This window comes from Mesorhizobium sp. WSM4823, assembly GCF_055811195.1.
Map to the genome: position 1 here is coordinate 352,224 of NZ_JBVVQL010000001.1, position 18,309 is coordinate 370,532.

The 18,309-nt window shown below is 61.3% G+C and carries 21 protein-coding genes and 1 tRNA gene; 12 read left to right on the forward strand and 10 right to left on the reverse strand.

Features of this window, described 5'->3' with window-relative positions:
• Nucleotides 1-123: 123 nt before the first annotated feature.
• Nucleotides 124-759, reverse strand: coding sequence for an FMN-dependent NADH-azoreductase (locus AC0L26_RS01725; RefSeq protein ID WP_473630963.1), 636 nt, complete (start codon nt 757-759; stop codon nt 124-126).
• Between the two features lie 110 nt (nt 760-869).
• On the opposite strand from AC0L26_RS01725, the gene AC0L26_RS01730 reads away from it, so the two are divergent.
• Nucleotides 870-1,832, forward strand: coding sequence for a LysR family transcriptional regulator (locus tag AC0L26_RS01730; protein ID WP_473630964.1), 963 nt, complete (start codon nt 870-872; stop codon nt 1,830-1,832).
• On the opposite strand, the gene AC0L26_RS01735 is transcribed toward AC0L26_RS01730, so the two are convergent.
• On the reverse strand, nt 1,759-2,391 hold the full coding sequence (locus AC0L26_RS01735) for a TetR/AcrR family transcriptional regulator (RefSeq protein WP_473630965.1): 633 nt from the start codon (nt 2,389-2,391) through the stop codon (nt 1,759-1,761). The two genes, AC0L26_RS01730 and AC0L26_RS01735, sit on opposite strands and share 74 nt — an antisense overlap.
• Nucleotides 2,392-2,457: 66 nt before the next feature.
• Here AC0L26_RS01735 and AC0L26_RS01740 point away from each other — a divergent pair, with 66 nt between their 5' ends.
• Together AC0L26_RS01740 and AC0L26_RS01745 are read left to right on the forward strand one after the other, a co-directional pair.
• Nucleotides 2,458-2,880, forward strand: coding sequence for a VOC family protein (locus tag AC0L26_RS01740; RefSeq protein WP_473630966.1), 423 nt, complete (start codon nt 2,458-2,460; stop codon nt 2,878-2,880).
• A 223-nt stretch (nt 2,881-3,103) separates the two neighbouring features.
• Entirely contained in the window at nt 3,104-3,904 is an 801-nt protein-coding gene (locus tag AC0L26_RS01745; protein WP_473630967.1) for an arginase family protein, read from the forward strand.
• A gap of 2 nt (nt 3,905-3,906) precedes the next feature.
• On the opposite strand, the gene AC0L26_RS01750 is transcribed toward AC0L26_RS01745, so the two are convergent.
• A complete protein-coding gene (locus AC0L26_RS01750) occupies nt 3,907-4,854 on the reverse strand; it encodes a S1C family serine protease (protein ID WP_473630968.1) in 948 nt (315 codons plus the stop codon).
• Between the two features lie 257 nt (nt 4,855-5,111).
• Here AC0L26_RS01750 and AC0L26_RS01755 point away from each other — a divergent pair, with 257 nt between their 5' ends.
• Together AC0L26_RS01755 and AC0L26_RS01760 are read left to right on the forward strand one after the other, a co-directional pair.
• Nucleotides 5,112-5,984 (forward strand): S1C family serine protease, encoded by an 873-nt coding sequence (locus AC0L26_RS01755; protein WP_473630969.1) that lies wholly within the window; start codon nt 5,112-5,114, stop codon nt 5,982-5,984.
• An 8-nt stretch (nt 5,985-5,992) separates the two neighbouring features.
• Complete coding sequence (locus AC0L26_RS01760; RefSeq protein WP_473630970.1) at nt 5,993-6,658, forward strand: response regulator transcription factor; 666 nt, start codon at nt 5,993-5,995, stop codon at nt 6,656-6,658.
• Between the two features lie 7 nt (nt 6,659-6,665).
• Here the strand turns inward: AC0L26_RS01760 and AC0L26_RS01765 are convergent, their stop codons facing one another.
• Nucleotides 6,666-7,055, reverse strand: coding sequence for a type II toxin-antitoxin system VapC family toxin (locus AC0L26_RS01765; protein ID WP_473630971.1), 390 nt, complete (start codon nt 7,053-7,055; stop codon nt 6,666-6,668).
• Nucleotides 7,052-7,318, reverse strand: a complete 267-nt coding sequence (locus tag AC0L26_RS01770) for a type II toxin-antitoxin system VapB family antitoxin (RefSeq protein WP_473630972.1) — start codon at nt 7,316-7,318, stop codon at nt 7,052-7,054. Before AC0L26_RS01770 ends, AC0L26_RS01765 begins: the two co-directional genes overlap by 4 nt.
• A 161-nt stretch (nt 7,319-7,479) precedes the next feature.
• Here AC0L26_RS01770 and AC0L26_RS01775 point away from each other — a divergent pair, with 161 nt between their 5' ends.
• Nucleotides 7,480-8,346, forward strand: a complete 867-nt coding sequence (locus AC0L26_RS01775; protein ID WP_473630973.1) for an SDR family oxidoreductase — start codon at nt 7,480-7,482, stop codon at nt 8,344-8,346.
• A 314-nt stretch (nt 8,347-8,660) separates the two neighbouring features.
• Here the strand turns inward: AC0L26_RS01775 and AC0L26_RS01780 are convergent, their stop codons facing one another.
• A complete protein-coding gene (locus AC0L26_RS01780; RefSeq protein WP_473630974.1) occupies nt 8,661-10,817 on the reverse strand; it encodes an OmpA family protein in 2,157 nt (718 codons plus the stop codon).
• Nucleotides 10,818-11,028: 211 nt separating this feature from the next.
• On the opposite strand from AC0L26_RS01780, the gene AC0L26_RS01785 reads away from it, so the two are divergent.
• Entirely contained in the window at nt 11,029-11,475 is a 447-nt protein-coding gene (locus AC0L26_RS01785) for a YcgN family cysteine cluster protein (protein ID WP_352930862.1), read from the forward strand.
• Nucleotides 11,476-11,797: 322 nt separating this feature from the next.
• Nucleotides 11,798-12,154: a hypothetical protein gene (locus AC0L26_RS01790; protein WP_473630975.1), complete on the forward strand. Its 357-nt coding sequence runs from the start codon at nt 11,798-11,800 to the stop codon at nt 12,152-12,154.
• Between the two features lie 467 nt (nt 12,155-12,621).
• On the opposite strand, the gene AC0L26_RS01795 is transcribed toward AC0L26_RS01790, so the two are convergent.
• Nucleotides 12,622-13,332, reverse strand: a complete 711-nt coding sequence (locus tag AC0L26_RS01795) for an SIMPL domain-containing protein (RefSeq protein WP_473630976.1) — start codon at nt 13,330-13,332, stop codon at nt 12,622-12,624.
• 236 nt (nt 13,333-13,568) lie between these two features.
• Here AC0L26_RS01795 and AC0L26_RS01800 point away from each other — a divergent pair.
• A tRNA-Ile gene (locus AC0L26_RS01800) sits at nt 13,569-13,644 on the forward strand.
• Nucleotides 13,645-13,750: 106 nt separating this feature from the next.
• Here the strand turns inward: AC0L26_RS01800 and AC0L26_RS01805 are convergent.
• The 3 genes from AC0L26_RS01805 to AC0L26_RS01815 form a co-directional block, all read right to left on the reverse strand.
• Nucleotides 13,751-14,941 carry a tyrosine-type recombinase/integrase gene (locus tag AC0L26_RS01805; RefSeq protein WP_473630977.1) on the reverse strand — a complete coding sequence of 397 codons (1,191 nt, stop codon included), beginning with the start codon at nt 14,939-14,941 and terminating at the stop codon, nt 13,751-13,753.
• A 12-nt stretch (nt 14,942-14,953) separates the two neighbouring features.
• Nucleotides 14,954-15,163, reverse strand: a complete 210-nt coding sequence (locus AC0L26_RS01810) for a helix-turn-helix domain-containing protein (RefSeq protein WP_473630978.1) — start codon at nt 15,161-15,163, stop codon at nt 14,954-14,956.
• Between the two features lie 65 nt (nt 15,164-15,228).
• Nucleotides 15,229-15,480 carry a helix-turn-helix transcriptional regulator gene (locus tag AC0L26_RS01815; protein WP_473630979.1) on the reverse strand — a complete coding sequence of 84 codons (252 nt, stop codon included), beginning with the start codon at nt 15,478-15,480 and terminating at the stop codon, nt 15,229-15,231.
• Nucleotides 15,481-15,994: 514 nt separating this feature from the next.
• On the opposite strand from AC0L26_RS01815, the gene AC0L26_RS01820 reads away from it, so the two are divergent.
• The 3 genes from AC0L26_RS01820 (at nt 15,995) to AC0L26_RS01830 (ending at nt 18,089) form a co-directional block, all read left to right on the forward strand.
• Nucleotides 15,995-16,315, forward strand: a complete 321-nt coding sequence (locus AC0L26_RS01820; protein ID WP_473630980.1) for a hypothetical protein — start codon at nt 15,995-15,997, stop codon at nt 16,313-16,315.
• A 117-nt stretch (nt 16,316-16,432) separates the two neighbouring features.
• On the forward strand, nt 16,433-16,642 hold the full coding sequence (locus AC0L26_RS01825) for an FRG domain-containing protein (protein WP_473630981.1): 210 nt from the start codon (nt 16,433-16,435) through the stop codon (nt 16,640-16,642).
• Nucleotides 16,643-17,021: 379 nt separating this feature from the next.
• Nucleotides 17,022-18,089: a DUF4917 family protein gene (locus tag AC0L26_RS01830; protein WP_473630982.1), complete on the forward strand. Its 1,068-nt coding sequence runs from the start codon at nt 17,022-17,024 to the stop codon at nt 18,087-18,089.
• Nucleotides 18,090-18,309 lie beyond the last annotated feature (220 nt).

Below are 18,309 nucleotides of genomic sequence, written 5' to 3' on the forward strand. Positions count from 1 at the left end.
TCGAAGCGGCGTCGGATAAAAGCCTTGTCGCTGCCCTTGAGCTGTATCGGGCATCAGGCGACAGGTGAAAAGGCAAGTGCTCCGGCGCTTGCCTTTTCAGTTCTGGTTACCAGTGTGCGCGCTTTACGCGGCAGCGGCGACTGCTCCGGTCGAGGCCACCACCGCATCCACCTTGGCTGATGCCTTGGCCAGAGCGGCTGTAACTGCGTCCGGTCCCATGCCGACGCCTTCGATGCGAATGACGTCGACATCGGTCATGCCGATGAAGCCAAGCACGCTGCGCAGGTAAGGGATGGCGTGATCCAGCTGCACGGCGGCGCCTTCCGAATAGATGCCACCCGAGGCAAGGACGATATAGACCTTCTTGCCAGTGACGAGGCCCTTCGGGCCGTCCTCGCCATAGGCGAAAGTCTTGCCGGAGCGGGCGACGTGATCGACCCAGGATTTCAGGGTCGACGAGATGCCGAAATTGATGAAGCCGGTGGCCAGGATGATGGTGTCGGCCGCAAACAGCTCCTCCAGCACGCCGTCGGAAACGCCGACGACTTCGGCCTGGCGCTGGGTGCGGGCTTCGACGGGCGTATAGATGCCGGTCGAATAGTCCGGGTCGATATGCGGCAGCGGGTTTGCCACGAGATCACGCACGACCAGCTTGGCCGAAGGGTCGGCGGCAAGCAGCTTCTCGGCAAGTTCGGTGGCAATGTGGGTCGAATGCGAGGCAGTGCCGCGCGGACTCGACGTTACAAGAAGGATGGACATGGCGGGCTCTCCAGAGTTGGAATGATTTGTCCCGCCAGATATGGGTCCATTTACCCATTTAAAAAACTGGTATATTTTCTATATTACCCATCTACAATTTGGATAAGGCAATGCAACCCAATCCGACGCTTGATCAACTGCAAATCCTGGTAACGGTGGCCGATACCGGCAGCTTCTCGGCCGCCGGCCGCAAGCTCAACCGCGCGCAGTCGGTCATCAGCTATGCCATCGCCAATCTCGAGGCACAGCTTGGGCTGAAACTGTTCGAGCGCGATGGCACGCGCGAGCCGCAGCTGACCGATGTCGGCCGGGCGACGCTGGAGGACGCGCGGCGCATGGTCGGTGTGCTGCAGCGCATCCGCTCGCGTGTCGACGGCCATAAGCAAGGGCTGGAGGCTGAAGTCGCGCTGTCGGTCGATGTGGCGCTGCCCTCCACAGTGCTGGTGCGCGTGCTGAAGGCATTCGAGGCGCAATTTCCAACCGTGATGCTGCGCCTGCATATGGGCACGCTCGGCCTGATTCCCGATCATGTCGCCAACGGACAGGCCGATCTCGGTATTGGCGGCCTGCTGGGCGAGGTCGACGCGCATCTTGTGCGCATTGGCTTCATGTCGATGGTGCCGGCCGCCGCGCCAAGCCATCCGCTGGCGCTGCTTCCCAGGCCGGTGCCGCTCGAGGAGGTGCGCGAGCACACCCAACTTGTCGTCAGCGACCAGTCCGAGCGCACCAAAGGGCGCGATTACGGCGTCTTTGCCTACCGCACTTGGCGGCTGACCGATGTGCGGACCAAGCATGCGCTGATGCGCGAAGGGTTGGGTTGGGGCGGGCTGCCGCGATGGTTGATTGCCGACGATCTGGCCAACGGCCGGCTGGTGGAGCTCGATCTGGAGCCGTATAGCGAAGTCCGCTCGCCACTCTATGCCATGCACCGCGCCGACCGCAGCCCGAAGCCAGCCGCGGCCTGGCTGATTGACCAGTTCAAGCGCCAGCTTGGCTGTTTCAACGAGTTCGAGCCGAACGAGGTGCCTGAGGATGAGCCGGAGCTGGAGACAGTCCGTCAATCAGCGCCATGAGGACGGTGCGGTAATCCTCGGTCGAAGCGCCTGCTTCAATGGCCAACGCCGCTCGGTCGAAGGCGGCGGCGAGCAGCGCGGTCAGCGCGTCCACCGGCAATCTCTTCATGGTCTGCTCTCGCATCGCCGCGACGAGGCCCTCGCGCAAGGAACGGTTGCCGTGGCGATTGTCTATGTCGTCCATGGCGGCGCGGCCGAGCACGGCCGGTCCGTCGAGCAGCAGCAGCCGGGTACGGCCAGGTGCGCGCATGGCGCTGAGATAGGCATCCGAACCGGCGATCAGCGCGTCGTGGGCAAACAGCGAGGGTGGCGAGGCGCGCTCGATCTCTTCCGCCACAGCCGCCGCCTCCTGTTCGACCACCGCGGCAAACAGCGCCTGCTTGTCGGCAAAGTGATGATAGAGCGCACCACGCGTGACGCCGGCCGCAGTGACGATCTCGGGCGTGCCGGTCTCCGCATAGGACTTTTCGGTGAACAGTTTTCGCGCTGCGGCGATCAGGTCGGCGCGCGTCGCTTCGGTGCGATCGCGATTGGAGCGGCGCGCGGATTCCTGTTGCATACATGCAGCCTGTATGTTATTTCTACTTACATGCAGACTGTATGTTATTTGACGGGAGAAAGAAAGATGAAGACGACGAGCTATTATCCGGTGCTGATGACGGGCGACGTTGCCGGTACGAAAGCCTTCTATATCAAGCACTTCAGCTTCAAGCCGCTGTTCGAGAGCGACTGGTACGTGCATCTGCAATCTACCGAGGATCGCCGCGTCAATCTCGGCATCGTCCATGGCGACCATGAGACGATTCCGGAAGAGGGGCGCGGCCGTACGTCAGGCCTGCTGATCAATTTCGAAGTCAGAGATCCGGATGCAGTCTACGAACGGATCCTTGCTGCCGGCCTGCCGATCCTGCGAACGCTCCGCGACGAACCCTTCGGCCAGCGCCATTTTATCACCAGAGATCCCAATGGCGTGCTGATCGACGTGATCAAGCCGATCCCGCCGAGCGCGGAGTTTCTGAAGCAGTTTGTTGAAGGGGCGGCGGGCTAAGCAGGATAGCTGCTGGCAGGAACTGTCTGTAGATGTGACGTGAAGGCTTCAGCCGCGTGGCCGGCCACATCTTTGCGGTCTATGCTGAGGCTTGTCAGCCCGGGCTCATTCCATGCGTGAAATCTGCCTTGTCCGCGCACCCTCAAACCTTGGCCTCCGCCCACTGCGGCCAAGTCATATACCGGGGACGTGGCGTGCGCCGCAGGCGTTGACCGAAGCCGGGTTGGTCGAGACACTTTCGCCCCTCAAAGTGATTGATCTTGATCGGCCCACCTATAGCACGGAACCGCAGCCGGGTACCCGGCTGCGCAACGGCAACGCGATACGCAGCTTCAATCTCGAGCTCGTCGAAGTTGTTGCCGGGGCGCTGGGAAGAGGCGAGTTCCCGCTGGTCGTCGGCGGCGACTGCTCGGTCCTGCTTGGCGCACTGGCCGCTGCACGGCGATCCGGTCCGCTGGCATTCGTCCATGTCGACGGCCACAGCGATTTCCGCCATCCGGGCAACTACGACATCCACGCTTCACTCGGCTCGGCCGCCGGCATGGACCTTGCGCTCGCCACCGGACGTGGCGAGCCGTTGCTGACCGACTGGCCTGGCATTGCAAGCCCCCTTGTTGCGGACGAACAGGTGATTCAGATCGGCGAACGCGAGAACCGCACCCCCGACTTTGCCTGGCCCGACATCAATTCGACCGGGATGACGCTGATCGATGTCTTTGCCGTGCGAGAGCTTGGCGCGGCAAAAGTCCTGGAAAAGACCTGGACCACGCTGGCGCGAACCGGCTGGCCCTATTGGGTGCATTTTGACGTCGATGCCCTCGATCAGACAGTGATGCCGGCGGTGGACTCACCGGGCAGCCCCGGCATCGATCCCGACGATCTCGTCGCCATCCTCGCGGCGCTGGTGGCGGATCCACGCTGCGCCGGAATGGACATGACCATTTTCGATCCGGACCTCGATCCGACCGGCGAACTGGCCGTGCTGCTGGTTTCGCTGCTCGGCCAGATCTATGCGCCGCGATAAAGTCAGCTTCGCGCCACCGGCATCACCGTGACCTGAGTGATGCCGGAGCGGCGCACCACCGTGCATAGCGTCTCGCGGCCGATGCGCTCGGCATCGAGGGTGCGCACCAGGTCGTCGACGCCGGTGACCGGGCGGCCGTCGATTGCGGCGATGATGTCGCCTTCCCTGAGGCCGGCCTTGGCCGCCGGGCTGTTCGCCTCGACGCTGCGCAGGCGCACCGCCGTGCTGCTCGACACTTGCGAGAGGAGGGCGGCTCGGCGCGGCAGGTTTGCCGTGTCGGCCGAGACACCGATGAAAGCGCGGCGCACGCGGCCGAAGCGGATGATCTCCGAAATGACGAAATTGGCGGTGTTGGAGGCAACCGCAAAGGCGATGCCTTGCGCGCCGTGGATCATGGCGGTGTTGACGCCGATGACCTCGCCCGCCGATGACACCAGCGGTCCGCCTGAGTTGCCGGGGTTGAGTGCTGCGTCGGTCTGGATGACGTCGTCGATCAGCCGGCCGGTGGAGGCGCGCATTGAGCGGCCGAGCGCCGAGACGACGCCTGATGTGACGGTCCATTCGAAGCCGAGCGGGTTGCCGATGGCAATGGCGATCTGGCCGCGCCGCAGGCGCTTGGAATCGCCGAGCGGCGCGATATCGGCAAAGCTGCCGTCCGCCCGCACCAGCGCGATATCGGTGTCGGGGTCGCGGCCGAGAACACGGCCTTCTCTGGAGACGCCGTCCGGCATGGTGACGCGGACGGTGCGTGCATCGCCGACGACGTGGAAGTTGGTGACGACGAGACCGTCGGGCGTGATGACGAAGCCGGAGCCTTGACCGCCGGCGCCACCGATGCGTTCGATCCGGCAGACGGCGGGACCGATACGGTCCACAGCATCGGCGACCGTCGCCGAATAATCATCGAGCAGCGCAGCGTCGAGTTGCAATTGCTGGGCGGGGAGGGACATGGCAGGGCTCCGTGTCTTTAGAGCAAGATGAAGGATGCCTATATGTGCGGAGCGGCCGGATCGGCCGCGACCTGACCAGATGGCCAGTCCAACGCGCAACTAGCCGTCAGGCGAGTACCCGCGCACGCGCTGCCGGGCGATATCTGGGTTAGAGCGACGAGCGTCCATTGGACACTCCAAGACTTTGAGTTCTCGCATCGTGCTTTGCGAAACCGATCCGATGTTCGGCCGATGCGATAAAAACCCAGGAGACAATCATGAGCGACTTCAATCTGAGCGCATTTTCCGACGCCATCGCTGATATCGCTGCGGCTGCGGCGCCGGCAACGGCGAGCTTTGCTGCGCATCAGCATCGCACCGCGACCGCCTTCCATTGGCGCGACGGCTATTACGTCACTGCCGAGGAGGCGATGGAGGCCGGCGAGGAAATCGAGCTGATGCTATCTTCGGGCGACAAGGTGAAGGCTGAGCTGGTCGGTCGTGATCCCTCCACGGGTACCGCCCTTTTGAAGCCGGCCAGTGCGCCGGACGTGCCGACGCTGACCAAGGCAGGTACGGTGCGGCCGGGCAATCTGGCCATCGTCGCCGGCAATAGCGACGGAGCGTGGCTCGCCACATTTGGTACCGTGGGTGAGGTCGGTCCGGCCTGGCGCTCGATGCGCGGGGGCACGATCGACCGGCGCATCAATCTTGCCGTCAATGCCGGTGGCCGTTTCGAGGGTGGCCCAGTGCTCGACGCCAAGGGGGCACTGATCGGCATGCTCCTGTTCGGGCCGCGCCGGCGGGCGCTGGTCATGCCTTACGAGACGATCGAACGGGCAGTGGCGACGCTGCGCGAGAAGGGCCATGTCGCGCGCGGCTACCTCGGCGCCGGTCTGCACCCGATCCGCAACGGCGACTCGCATGGCGCCATGGTGATGAGCCTCGACGACAATGGTCCTGCAAAAGCGGCCGGCCTGCATCTCGGCGACATTATCGTGTCGTGGAACGGCGAGGCCGTGCATGGTCCGCGCGAGCTGATCCGCAGGCTCGGGCCGGACAGTGCCGGCGCGTCGGTGACGCTCGGTGTGGTACGCGGCGGCGAGCAGCGCGATGTCGTGCTGACCATCGGCGAAAAGCCGCTGAGCTGAGAGAATCGGTGGCTGTTGAGGCGATCATAAGCGACAGGACCGCGGATGCCGTGGTGGCGGAGCGGCGGCTAACCGTGCTGATCGCGCTTGGCGATGCGGCGCATGCCGAGCACCTGTCTTCCGCGCTCGCCGCGAGCGGGGATCTGCTGCCTGTTACGGCCGGCAGCAGCGATGGCGGCGAGCGGGCGGACGTCGCCATAGTCGACGAGCGGAACCTGCAAGGCACGGCCATCGATCCCGCCATACCTCGGGTGCTGCTGTCCCGGCGGACCGGCCACGAGCCGCCAGACGACAATCTTTTCGCCGTCCTGCCGGCGGCGGCTGACGACCTGTTGATCGCCGCTGCCGTCCGGCTTGCCGCGGCAGGTTACAGGATTTCAGGCGGCCGCCGCGTATCTGGCCGGCATGATGATGATTTCGCCTTCCATGACGGCGACCCGCTGGACGAGGAGCCGGTCGACGATGAGACCGCGAGGCCGGCGCTTTCGCCGCGCGAGAGCGAAGTACTGGCGCTATTAGCCGAAGGCGCGCCCAACAAGGTGATCGCGCGGCGGCTGAATATTTCCGTACACACGGCGAAGTTCCACGTCGCGGCGATCCTGATCAAGCTAGGCGCGGCCAACCGCACCGACGCGATCGCCATCGCCATGCGGCAAGGCCTGGTGCTGGTGTGACGGTGGACTACACAGCCGGTTCGATATCCGTCAGCCGGAAATCGTCGCCCTTGAACAGCAGCGGCATGGCTTCGAGACGGGCCGTGGCATAGGAGATGCAATCGCCGAAGTTGAGAGCGGCCGGATGCCGGCCCTTGCCATAGCGCAGGAAAGCTTGACGGGCCACAGCGGCGTGGTCAGCCGTGAACGGGATCGTCTCGATCGAGGCGGTGCGCAAAAAGGCTTCGAAGCGGTCGACGATCTGGTCTTGCCAGCGGCCGACCAGCACCATCGTCGTCTCAAGCAGGGTCGGTGCAGCGAGCAGCCGTCTTTCAGCTTGGGCGATCGCCAGAACGAAACGATCATAGCCTGGTTCCGTGCGCAAAATAGCGACAAGGGCAGAGGAGTCGATGATCATCGCGTCGGGATTCCAAGTTCGTCGTAGCCGAGGATTTCGTCATCGGTCATCGCGTCTTGGCGTTTCGGTATCTGCGCGGCTCTTTCGGCGATCGCCATCAGGCGCTGAAAAAGGTCGTCGGCCTCGTCGCGCGGTACAAGCCGCTCGCGCGCAACTTCGCGCTCGAGGCTTTGGCGGATCGCTTCCGTCACCGACACGCGACGGCGGCGGGCAAGTTCCCGCGCCAATTGCTCGACTTCCGTGTTCTTGATCGACAGGCCCATTCTATATTCCGCCTCTTTTTACAGAATATATACTACTCCGCTATTAAGTCCACAGATTCGCGCCTCCGCAGCGTCACCATCCCTCGATGCTCCCCGCTCTTGTATCCTGCGACGACGCGGGCAAGGATCGCGACAACAGATTTGCAAGGAAGGCGGAAGACATGTCGCTCAAGGGAAAAACCCTGTTCATCTCCGGCGGGTCGCGTGGCATCGGCCTGGCGATCGCGCTGCGCGCCGCGCGCGACGGCGCCAATGTGACGATCGCGGCCAAGACCGCCGAGCCGCATCCAAAGCTGCCGGGCACGATCTACACAGCGGCGCAAGAGATCGAGCAGGCCGGCGGCAAGGCATTGCCGGCCTTATGCGACATACGCGAGGAGGAGCAGGTGGCCGATGCGGTCGCCCGGACCGTCGAAAAATTCGGCGGCATCGACATCTGCATCAACAATGCCAGCGCCATCCAACTCACCGGCACGCTGGAAACCGACATGAAGCGTTACGATCTGATGCACCAGATCAACACGCGCGGCACATTCCTGGTTTCCAAAATGTGCATTCCGCACCTGAAGTTGGCTGACAACCCTCACATCTTGAATCTGGCGCCGCCGCTCGACATGAAGGCCAAATGGTTCAAGAGTCATGTCGCCTACACGATGGCCAAGTTCGGCATTTCGATGTGCACGCTGGGCATGAGCGCGGAGTTCGCCAGGGACGGCATCGCTGTCAATTCGCTGTGGCCGATCTCGACGATCGATACGGCAGCGGTGCGCAATCTCCTGGGTGGGGCGACGGTGGCGGCGATGAGCCGTTCGCCCGAGATTATGGCCGATGCCGCCCATGCGATCCTGCTCAGACCGTCGCGCGAAGCGACCGGCAATTTCTATATCGACGAGGAGGTGCTGCGCGCCGAGGGCGTCAGCGATTTTTCGATCTATGCGCCTGATGCGACAGGTCCGCTCGCCGGTGACTTCTTCGTGCCCGACGAGGTGTTTGCAAATTCGGAAACCAACATCAAAAGTATCTACTGACGGGCACCGGACGCCGTTCTCACTCCTCAGCCTGCTTGGCTTTTCGGTTCTCCAACAAAGCCGGCAAAAAACCCCGCCGGCGAGGGGGGTACCGGCGGGGCTCTTGTGTCCCGCTGGAGTCGGGACAGGGCAGGGAAGCCCTAACCAGAATCTGGGGTGGACGATCCCGCGATTCAATGCCTGGTTAAATAGTGACGTACATTCGCCTTCAACCTCGGCTCATTGCTGGACTTAGCCCATCCCGGTGAAGCCGGGATGGGCTAAGTCTTCCCTCATAGATTCCAGAAACCAGTTCAGGTTTCTGGAATTGCGAGTTAATTCGCACTGGCGACCGGCGCCACCAACGAGGTGATGCGGCGGATGGCGACGCGCCGGTTCTCGCGCTCAGGCTCCGACGTGTTGACCTTGAGATACTCCTCGCCATACCCCTGTGTCGTCAGGTTCTCCGGCGGGATGCTGAAGGCATTGGTCAAGGCTTCGGCGACCGCCTCCGCGCGACGGTCGGATAGAGCGAGGTTCGCCTCCGGCCTGCCGACGGCATCGGTATGGCCTTCGATCAGGAAGGTTTCCGCCGGGTTCTTCTCGAGCAGCTTCTCCATGGCGCTGGCGACGCCTTCCAGTTTCTGCACTTCCGAGTCGGGGATCGAAGCCGAACCGAATTCGAAGTTCAGCGTGTCCAGGTCGATGCGGCGGGCGATGTCGCGCACGCGGGCCGAGCGCTTGACCTCGTCGATCGAGTAGAGGCGCTGGACCCTCTCCACCGGCGGCTGTTCGAGGAAGGTGTAATAGTCGTTCGGATCCTCGACCTCTTCGGAATCCAGAATGTACTCCTCGCGCGGAATGTCGATCTGAATCGGCGGCAGGTCGTCACCCGGATCGCGCCAGTCGCTTTCGTCATCATAGTACCGCTCGTCGACATAGCTCAGCACATATTCGCGTCCGTCGGGCGCAATGCGTGAACGCTGGATGACATCGCCGTAGCGATTGCGGATGGTGACGATCTGGACACCGTTGTCTCGCTCGACGATTTCCCGAGTGCGATCGCCCGACAGGTCCTCATAATAGACGTTCCTGGCACCACGGTGCATGCGCGGGGCATCATTGCTCTCGACGATCGTCTGGTTGTTGAACTGGAGGATAACGCGATCGCCGAGTTCCCTGACGACGTCGACCCCTCGCGGGCGCGGACGGCGGCGGATGTCCTCGTCGTCGGGTGCACGCTCAACGCGTTTGCCCTTTTCCTCCGTTACCGGAACCATCCTCTCAAGCTTGATCGCTTGCTGGGCCGCCCTGTCGTCAGTGGGCGGCGGTCCCTGGTCGACCGGAGCCGGCTTCGGGGCTTCCGCCTGTTCCCCGTTCTGCTGGGTGGGCTGATCGCCCGCGTCCTGGCCGCCGGTCTCTTGCGCGTTGTCCCTGCCGCCCCGGCGCTTGCGCACGGCATCTTTCTGGCTGTCGAACACGGGAGCCTCGCCCTGGGCCGGACCTTCCCCTTCGGCCGGCGCGGCCTGTTCTCCCTCGGCGGGCTGCTCGCCGGTTGAGGGCTGCTCCCCTGTCACCGGCTGTTCGCCGGCAGGCTTCTGGCCACGCTTTCTTGCCTGGTCCAAAGGCTGTTCGCCCTCGGCAGGAGCCGCTTGCCGGTCGGTTGGAGTGGGAAGCGGCTCTGCCTGCGGGTCAACCTCACGGGCGGGTTTTCCCCTCTTGGCCGGCTGTTCGGATGGTGCGGCCTCGATCTGTTGATCCTGGTCCCGCTTCTTCCTGCGCGGCGTGACCGGCTCGTTGTCATTGGCAGGTGCGGCCTTCTCGCGAGGCTTCGTCTGTCCGGCTGGCTCTTCGGCGGGTGCTGCCTCGATCTGCTGTTGCTGATCGCGCTTCTTTCTACGCGGCTTGGGTTGCTCGTCGCTTGCTGGCGCCGCCTGCTCAGTGGGCTGGTCGGCGGGTGCGGCCTCATTCTGCTGCTGCCGATCGCGCTTCTTTCTACGCGGCTGGGGCTGTTCGTCGCTCCCAGGTTCGCCCTGCTCGGCAGACCGTTCGGCGGGTGCGGCTTCAGTCTGCTGCTGCCGGTCGCGCTTCTTTCTGCGCGGCTGGGGCTGTTCGTCGCTCCCAGGTTCGGCCTGCTCGGCGGATCGCTCGGCGGGTGCGGCTTCGGTTTGCTGTTGCTGCTCGCGCCTCTTTCTGCGTTGATTGCCCTGTTGCTCGTCACCGGAAGGCGCCGCCTGCTCCGCGGGAGCCGATTCCCTCTGCCGTTGCTGTTTGCGCTCCTTGCGCGGCCTCTGTTCCGGTTCTGCCTGCTGTGCGCAGCCTTCCGCCGACTCGCCTTCGGGGCAATTCGATTGCGCCAGGATCAACGGCGCTACCGTACGCTGCGGCGGGCCGAACGCGGCGCTGCCCTGCAGCGGGAATGCGCCCAACGGCGCGGACGCCATCAACAGGCCAAGTGCCGTGCCTGCCAGAATCCGTGGTTGGCGTTTCATTAGAAATCCTCCTTTTGGCGTCCCATCCCGGCCCAAACTGTTCATCAACCGGATTGGTTCCGGTTAACGGGCATTAACGGCCACGAAGGGCGATTGGCCGGCGTTTTGAAGGCCACTTCGTGTCATTCCTATGGTGCTTGGCTACAGTTCCGGCCGGGTTTGCAGTGTTGCCGCGCTTGACCTTGACGCCAGCGGGGGCCACATCCCATCGATGGAAACGCCGTTCTGGAAAACCAAGTCGCTCGAAGCGATGACCCCGGCCGAGTGGGAATCGCTTTGCGACGGCTGCGGCAAATGCTGCCTGTCGAAACTCGAGGACGAGGACACCGGCGAGATCTACTGGACGAGCGTCGGCTGCCGGCTGTTCGATGCCGGAACTTGCCGCTGTTCTGACTATGTCAACCGGCTGGCGCGCGTCCCTGACTGTGTCGGGCTGACGCCGCAGAATGTGCGCACGATCAGCTGGCTGCCCAAGACATGCGCCTACCGGCTGGTCGCCGAGGGACACGATCTTTACTGGTGGCACAGGCTGGTGTCGGGAAGTGCCGAGACGGTGCATGAGGCCGGCATCTCGATGCGCGGCCGGGTCAGCGCCAGCGAGACCGATCTTGCCGAGCCGGACGATTATTTCGAGCACATGCTGGACGACGAGCCTTAAAGCGCGCCGCGTCGGGAGGATTCATGCGACCCGCCTTAAGTTTTTGTAAGGCGTCGTCCCAAAAATCGCTGCGCGCTTTTGGGCGATATGCATTACGATCGCGGCCGGAACCGGCGGCAAACCGGCGTTTCTGTCCAGAGTATCGGGAACCGGTCGCGGGAGGCGAAGGACTGCGATGATCTCCTGCCCTGCACCTGAACCGGAAATGAACGGCTGGTTCGTGAAAAGTTCAGATACGCAGGCGCATTCTCCTCCCATTGGTTGATTAAGACTAATTGGTTCGATCAAGACGGGCGGAAGCCCTCAACAAGGAGAGAAGACAATGTTCAACACAATCAAGATGGTGACGCTTTCGGCCCTTGTCAGCCTCGGCACACTTGCCGCCGTCCCCGCTCATGCAGACAGCATCTATCTCGGCTTCGGCAACGACAACGATCCTCGCGTCGGCGTCTACACTGGAGACGATGACGGCTACCGCCGCGGCCATCGTCGCGACCGCGACTGGCGCCGGTCCTGCTCGCCGGATCGGGCACTTGGCAAGGCGGAGCGCATGGGCCTGCGCCGCGCCCGCATCGTCGATATCAACCGCCGCACGGTCAAGGTCGCGGGCCGCCAATATGGCGATCGCGTGCTGGTCGTGTTCGGCAACGAGCGCGGCTGCCCGATCCTGCGTCGCTGACGCAGGCGGCACGTCGCCTACGGCCGGAAAGCATGATCTTCTGCGAAGATCAGCTTGGGACATGACCTTCGGTGAAGGTCAGTCCGGGACATGATCTTTAGGGAAAGTCAGTCCGGGACATGACTTTAGGAAAGTCAGTCTGGGACATGACTTGAGGGAAAGTCAGTCCGGGACATGACTTTAGGAAAGTCAGTCCGGGACATGACTTTAGGAAAGTCAGTCCGGGACATGACTTTAGGAAAGTCAGTCCGGAGACACGACCTTCTGCGGAGGTCGGTCTGGAGACACGACCTTCTATGAAGATCGGTCTGGGGTAGCGGAGCCCCTTTCCGCCAGGACGGAAGGGTGCGGCTCGAAAAAACCCCGGAGGATCGGTCCTCCGGGGTTTTTGATGCAGCAAGATCGATATTGCCGGTCGCCCGCGCTTCAACAGCACCGAACCGCGGGTCGGAGCGTTCAGGCGGCGGTCACTTCAACTCGAAAGTGACAGTAACCTGCACCGTGTAGGAATTCTCGCCGGCCTCCACCGGAACCGATGCGCGGGCCGCGTCGAAGGACTTGGCGTTCATCGGTATCGGTGGCGGCGCGACGTTCTGGTCGGTGATTTCCAGCACCCGTCCGATCCCGACGCCGGCGGCTTCAGCCAGCGTCTTGGCCTTGGCCATGGCGTCGGCGACGGCCTTCTTGCGGGCTTCGGTGACAGTTGCCGCCGGATTTTCGTTGGAAAACGAAATGCCGCCGCCCTGGTTGACGCCAAGCGACACAGCCTTGTCGAGAATCTCGCCTGTTTTATCGATGTCGCGGATACGAACCGAAAGCGTGTTGGTCACCTGGTAGGCAATGAGTTCGGCTTCCTGGCTGCCGTCCGGCTTGTTGGTGTAGTTGTAGCGGGGGCTGATCTGGATACCGGCCGTCTGCAGGTCGCGCTCCTTGATGCCAGCCGACTTCATGGCGGCGATCACGGAGGCCATGGCGTCGTTGTTGGCATCGAGCGCGGCACGCGCGGTCTTGGCCTCGCGCATGACGCTGAGCGTCAGCAGCGCCAGATCCGGGGCCGCGGTCGCTTCGCCTTCGCCGGTGACGACGATGCGGGGCGGGGGCGGCGAATCGGCCGCGCCGGCCATCGCCGGAAAAGCGATTGCGGCGGCGAGCGCCAAGGGAAAAAGATGTCTGGTCATAAAAATCTCCTCGGTCAGCGATCCAGTCGCGCTTGTCGACTACCGCATCGGCCCGAAAATCGGAATCGATTTCGGAAAGCACGATGCGTAGATTCAAAGCGTTAGAGCGTACTTTGTGCGTCTAAGTGGACGCACGTCGCTCTAATGTCCGAATATGGGCTGATTGGGGCGATCTCGGCCCCCCGTCCGGAAAGCCTTGTGCGGTTCCGGGAAAAACATTAATCCAGCTGCGTGTGGGGCCTGTAGCTCAATGGTTAGAGCCGGCGGCTCATAACCGCTTGGTTGGGGGTTCGAGTCCCTCCGGGCCCACCATGACCATTGATTTTATTTCGGAAAAGTGCCCTCGGCCCAAAACGTTTTGGGTCCATTATGGGCCAAAACAAGGACCGTGGTCCCGGTTTGTTCCGACTCGGTGTGATTATCTGACGATGCGGAGGTTTGCCCGTCGATTCATGGCGTCGCGTTTGGCCTCGCGCTCGTTGATCGCGCGAGCAATATCGACCGCGATCCGCTTCTTGTTGGCCTCACGCACGTAGTCATCCGTCACCGTCATGGAGGAATGCCCCATGGCGTCCATGATGGCCCGGGCCTGGATGTTGCATTCAGCGAGGTAGGTGCCGAAGGTACGGCGCAGGCCGTGAAGCGTATGCCCGTCAGGAATATCGGCCTGTCGTGCCCAATGCTGCATCATGCCTGTCAGGCTTTTTTCTGAAAACGGGTTGCCATAGCCATTCTTCAAGACGGTTCCACCCTTCGAGCGGTCAAGCGGGTCTAGCGCAGCCGCCAGTTTGTCCACTACCGGGATAAACATCTCCCGTCCGCCATGACGGTTTCGGTTCTTCTTCTGTCGGAAGGCGAACGCCTCGATCAATGCCAAGGAACCGTCGAACATTTCGATCTCCTCGGTCACGAGATCATCCCATTCAAGGTCAGCGATGTCGCCTCGTCGGTTGCCGAGCCAGAAACCAAGCGCGTAGCACGTCCGAGCCGGCGTTCCGATCGGATGCCGCTCCTCGTACTTTTCTCGGATCGCAATTGGCCAAGCCGGGTTCTTGGTCGATTTGGGCACGCGTACGCGGATTGACAGTGAAGGATCATCCTGCGGCTTTATCCATTTCTCGACATCGGTCGCGACCCATACAAGCTTCTTGATGGCAACCAGCATATGTTTGGCGACTGTGCGGTTTCTCCTGAAGATGCTTTCGATGATGGCGCGAAGCCGATCCGCGTCGAGATGTTCCACCGGAGTATCGCGCCAAGTGAGTGGGTAGTTTGGATCGACCCGTAGGTTGAGAAAACGCTCAATCAGTCGCGCATTCTTCCGCTGCGTCGCTTCATCAAAATCGAGCCACTCCATTGTCGTTTCAAGCCGGCGCGCGGCATGGCCAAAAGTTTTTGGCAATGCCCGACCGGGCAAATCGATGATAGCTGCCTTCTTGTGTCGGCCCTGCGTGGCCTTCTCGTAAGCGGCCTCGAACTCGGGATCGCCGGGCTTACCCGGAAGGCGGATTTCGGGCATGCCTTTTGCGCGGTAGCGATAGATTAGCTTGCCGTTCTTGAGGCGCGAAGATACCCCAGGGTAACTGGGGTCCTTAAATGGGCGAGCCATCAAATGCTCCTTTCAGGACCCTTTCAGATCTGCCCGTACCGACCGGGTTTTGCTTTTGATGGCAACGCGCAGGAGCACCGGGTAAGGAAAGCCTCTTCCTTGCTCTATGCCTTCAAAGGTGCGCTTCGGTATTCCCAGCACCTTGGCCGCGGCTGCGGCAGTGAACCCTTCCTTGGCGCGCCATGCTTTCACGTCTTGCGCAAGTTTCTCATTCTCGCTCACGTCATGCCTTCCGCACGGGCTGTCATCGTACTACGTCTGCAGCGTATACGCAACAAGCGTAGCTGCTATCTTTTTTCTACGTCGCGTTTGCTTTGTTCCAACAGCTCTTGAAGGCCGCTATCTTTGTCCGGCAACGAGGTGAAAGCAATATCAAGGGCGACACGATCCCAGACAGCGCGGCTGTTGATGCGCTTGGGCTGGGGCATCCGCCCATCGGCAACCATCTCGTCAAAAAGCGTCGATCCGACACCGATGTAACGAGCCGCTTCCTCACGAGACAGCCCTCGTGGGGCATACGAGATTGCGTCACTCTTCATAGACGCTGCCTCGGTCCTGGTAATCGGGGCGTGTTGGTTTCGAAACACAAAGCCACATCCTAGTTGCCAACTCGTAGCGAGGAGATCGTGTTGGGAAAATAAGAAGAGCTTCGTTAAGCGGGAACCAGCCTGACTCGTTCGTTCGGCGTAAACTGGCAGCAACGTGTGAACAGCTGCATTCCGGCAGGAGAGCATCCATCGGCAGGTCGGCGGACGGCTTTTCGCTGAGCTGGTGATCAGCGACGTCGCGTTCGGGGCCGGGAGGGGACTGTCTGCTATCGCGAACTAAGTTGCAGCAACCGGCCTCTTGCTGAACTTATTGCGAAGATTCTGAAGCTCTGCAACTTTCAGGGTATGAAACAATCGGCGCACCAGCAAGCAGCCAGCATTTATGGTGCAAAAGCTATTTGTCTTCGGGACGCTGAAGAGGGCTTTCCTGGTGGGAGCGAAGTTTTTGTGAGGATACAGGACCCGGGATCATCATCTCCTCCTCGCCGGACCGTGGTCCGCGCCGATGATGCTCAATGAATCAGGTGTCGGGTACCAGATCGTCGGCCAGCTGTACCAAGTGGATAACAAAGCTATTCAAAACCTGGATAGGCTTGAATTTTTGGGCGAACCGGGCAATTTTCGCTTGTCGATCGAAGTTGAGCCAGCCCAAGGCGGCTCATCGAGTCTCCCACTTGCCTATATGAATGCACGGGAACTGGGCCATCCCTGTCAACTCGGATTATCCTCAGGTGTACGAAGATGGGCGCTTTATTCCGTTCTAGCAGAGGAAATTAGCACCCATTTTGCAACGTCGTCAGCCGCCGACGGATGCGGGCCGGAATAGGACGGGCAGCTCCTGGCGCCTCCATAGCCCACGCCGTTCTGCCCGCACGCCATCACACCATCGCTGATCTGACCCTCCACCATCGAACATGGCCAAGACAGGGCGGAAAGGGCCGGTATGACGATGGAATTCGGCAATCGGCTGGATTGGCCGTTGAGCACCCTCCTTCAGCACTACGGCCTGTATTCCCCGGCTCTCGATCTGACGACCGAATTGGATGTTGCCATCTTCTTCGCGAGCCACCGGTTCAAAAAGGAAAGAGGCATCTCCGCCTACGAATTTGTCGGATCCAACGCGCGGCAGGCGGTTATTTACCTCATCAACTGAACGAGAGCGCACAACCATGAACGCGTCCGGCTATTCGACGAGCTTGATCCTCAGCGACCGAAACTTCAGTCCTGAGTAATCTTCGGGTCGGGTCCAGATGCCATGAATTTGGCCGCTGACTTTCTCTAGGGGGGGCATCTTCCTTGACTTCGATCTTGCCGCGCCTAGTCGAGTCGAAGTGGGACATATCTTTCCAAGGATAGGGGACGATCGATTCTTGGCGGCCCTTAAGAGCAATTTGACAGGAGGACCTCGGGATGCCCTGACCGATTTCTATTCGGACTAGTAATCGTCGCGCCGCCGCGAGTGCTGACCGATTGAATTCACTGGTTGAGAAGACGGAAATCTGTCATGCACCCGACTGATGAGGGAGGATTTGATGCCGCTGCCTACGTTCGCCGACGCGATCGTTGACTCCGAGAAGTTTGCGAAACGTCACCTCCTGCTTGGCAATGGTTTCAGCATCGCCTGCCGCGCTGACATCTTTCACTACGGGTCTCTCTTCGCGCAAGCTGATTTCTCGACAGCGCCCGAGGTGGTTTCTGTCTTCAAAGCCTTGGGAACTCAAGATTTCGAGGCAGCGATCCACGCTCTGGAAAACGCTGCAAAGATACTTCCGGCATATACGTCCCACGGCGACACTGCGACGGCCACGATGCTCGAGCATGCCGGTCTCCTGAAGGAGATCCTCGTGCAGACCATCGCGGGCAACCACCCGCATGTTCCGCTGGATATTCCCGACGACAAATTTTGGGCCTGCCGCCTTTTCCTCTCCCATTTTCTCTCAGGGGCCAAGGCGGGGTGTGTCTTCACCCTGAACTACGACCTGCTTCTCTATTGGACTTTGATGCATGGAGACATGCCATTCGGCGCGCCGATTAACCTCGTCACCAATGACGGCTTTGGCAACGACGAGGACGCTCCTGACGCCGACTATGTCGTATGGCAAGGCGAGACGAACGCCCACAGCGCTAGCGTGATGTTCCTCCACGGTGCCCTACACCTATTCGATTCCGGCAAGGAGCTGTTGAAATATACGTGGATCAGGAAGGGCGTCCCTCTGATAGACCAAGCCCGACAGGCGCTCGCCAATAATTCTTTTCCGCTGTTTGTCGCTGAGGGAACAAGTGCCCAAAAAAAAGCGAAGATTCGTCACAACGCTTATCTGTATCAAGGCTTCAAGCAGTTCACTGCAAACGTTCAAACCGGAACGCACTGCCTGTTCATCTTCGGTCACTCCCTCGCCGAGAACGACGATCACATACTGACCCGCATCGGCCGTGGACGGTGCAAGAAGTTGTACGTCGGGCTGTACGGCGATCCCGTAGCCGATTGGAATCAGAAGATTATTGCGAGGGCGCAGACCTTGGCGGATATGAGAACGACGAAGTGGCCGCTAGAGGTTGATTTCTACGACGTGGCGTCGGCCAAAGTTTGGGGGACCTGATAGACTCTGACGACTCTCACTGCCTTCTCCGCCTGCTCGCTCTTCCTCGATCTTCGTCTGAATAGAACGGCTGGTTTCAGGAGATATTGCTGGGCGTTTAGATGGCTATTCAGAGGCGCAGAGCTGGCACGCTTTTGGCCGGCTCATACCACGCTCTCTTCGGACTTGATCGGTCTCGAAATCGCGGAGATGTCGATGGCGAGGCTTTGGCATAGTTCGC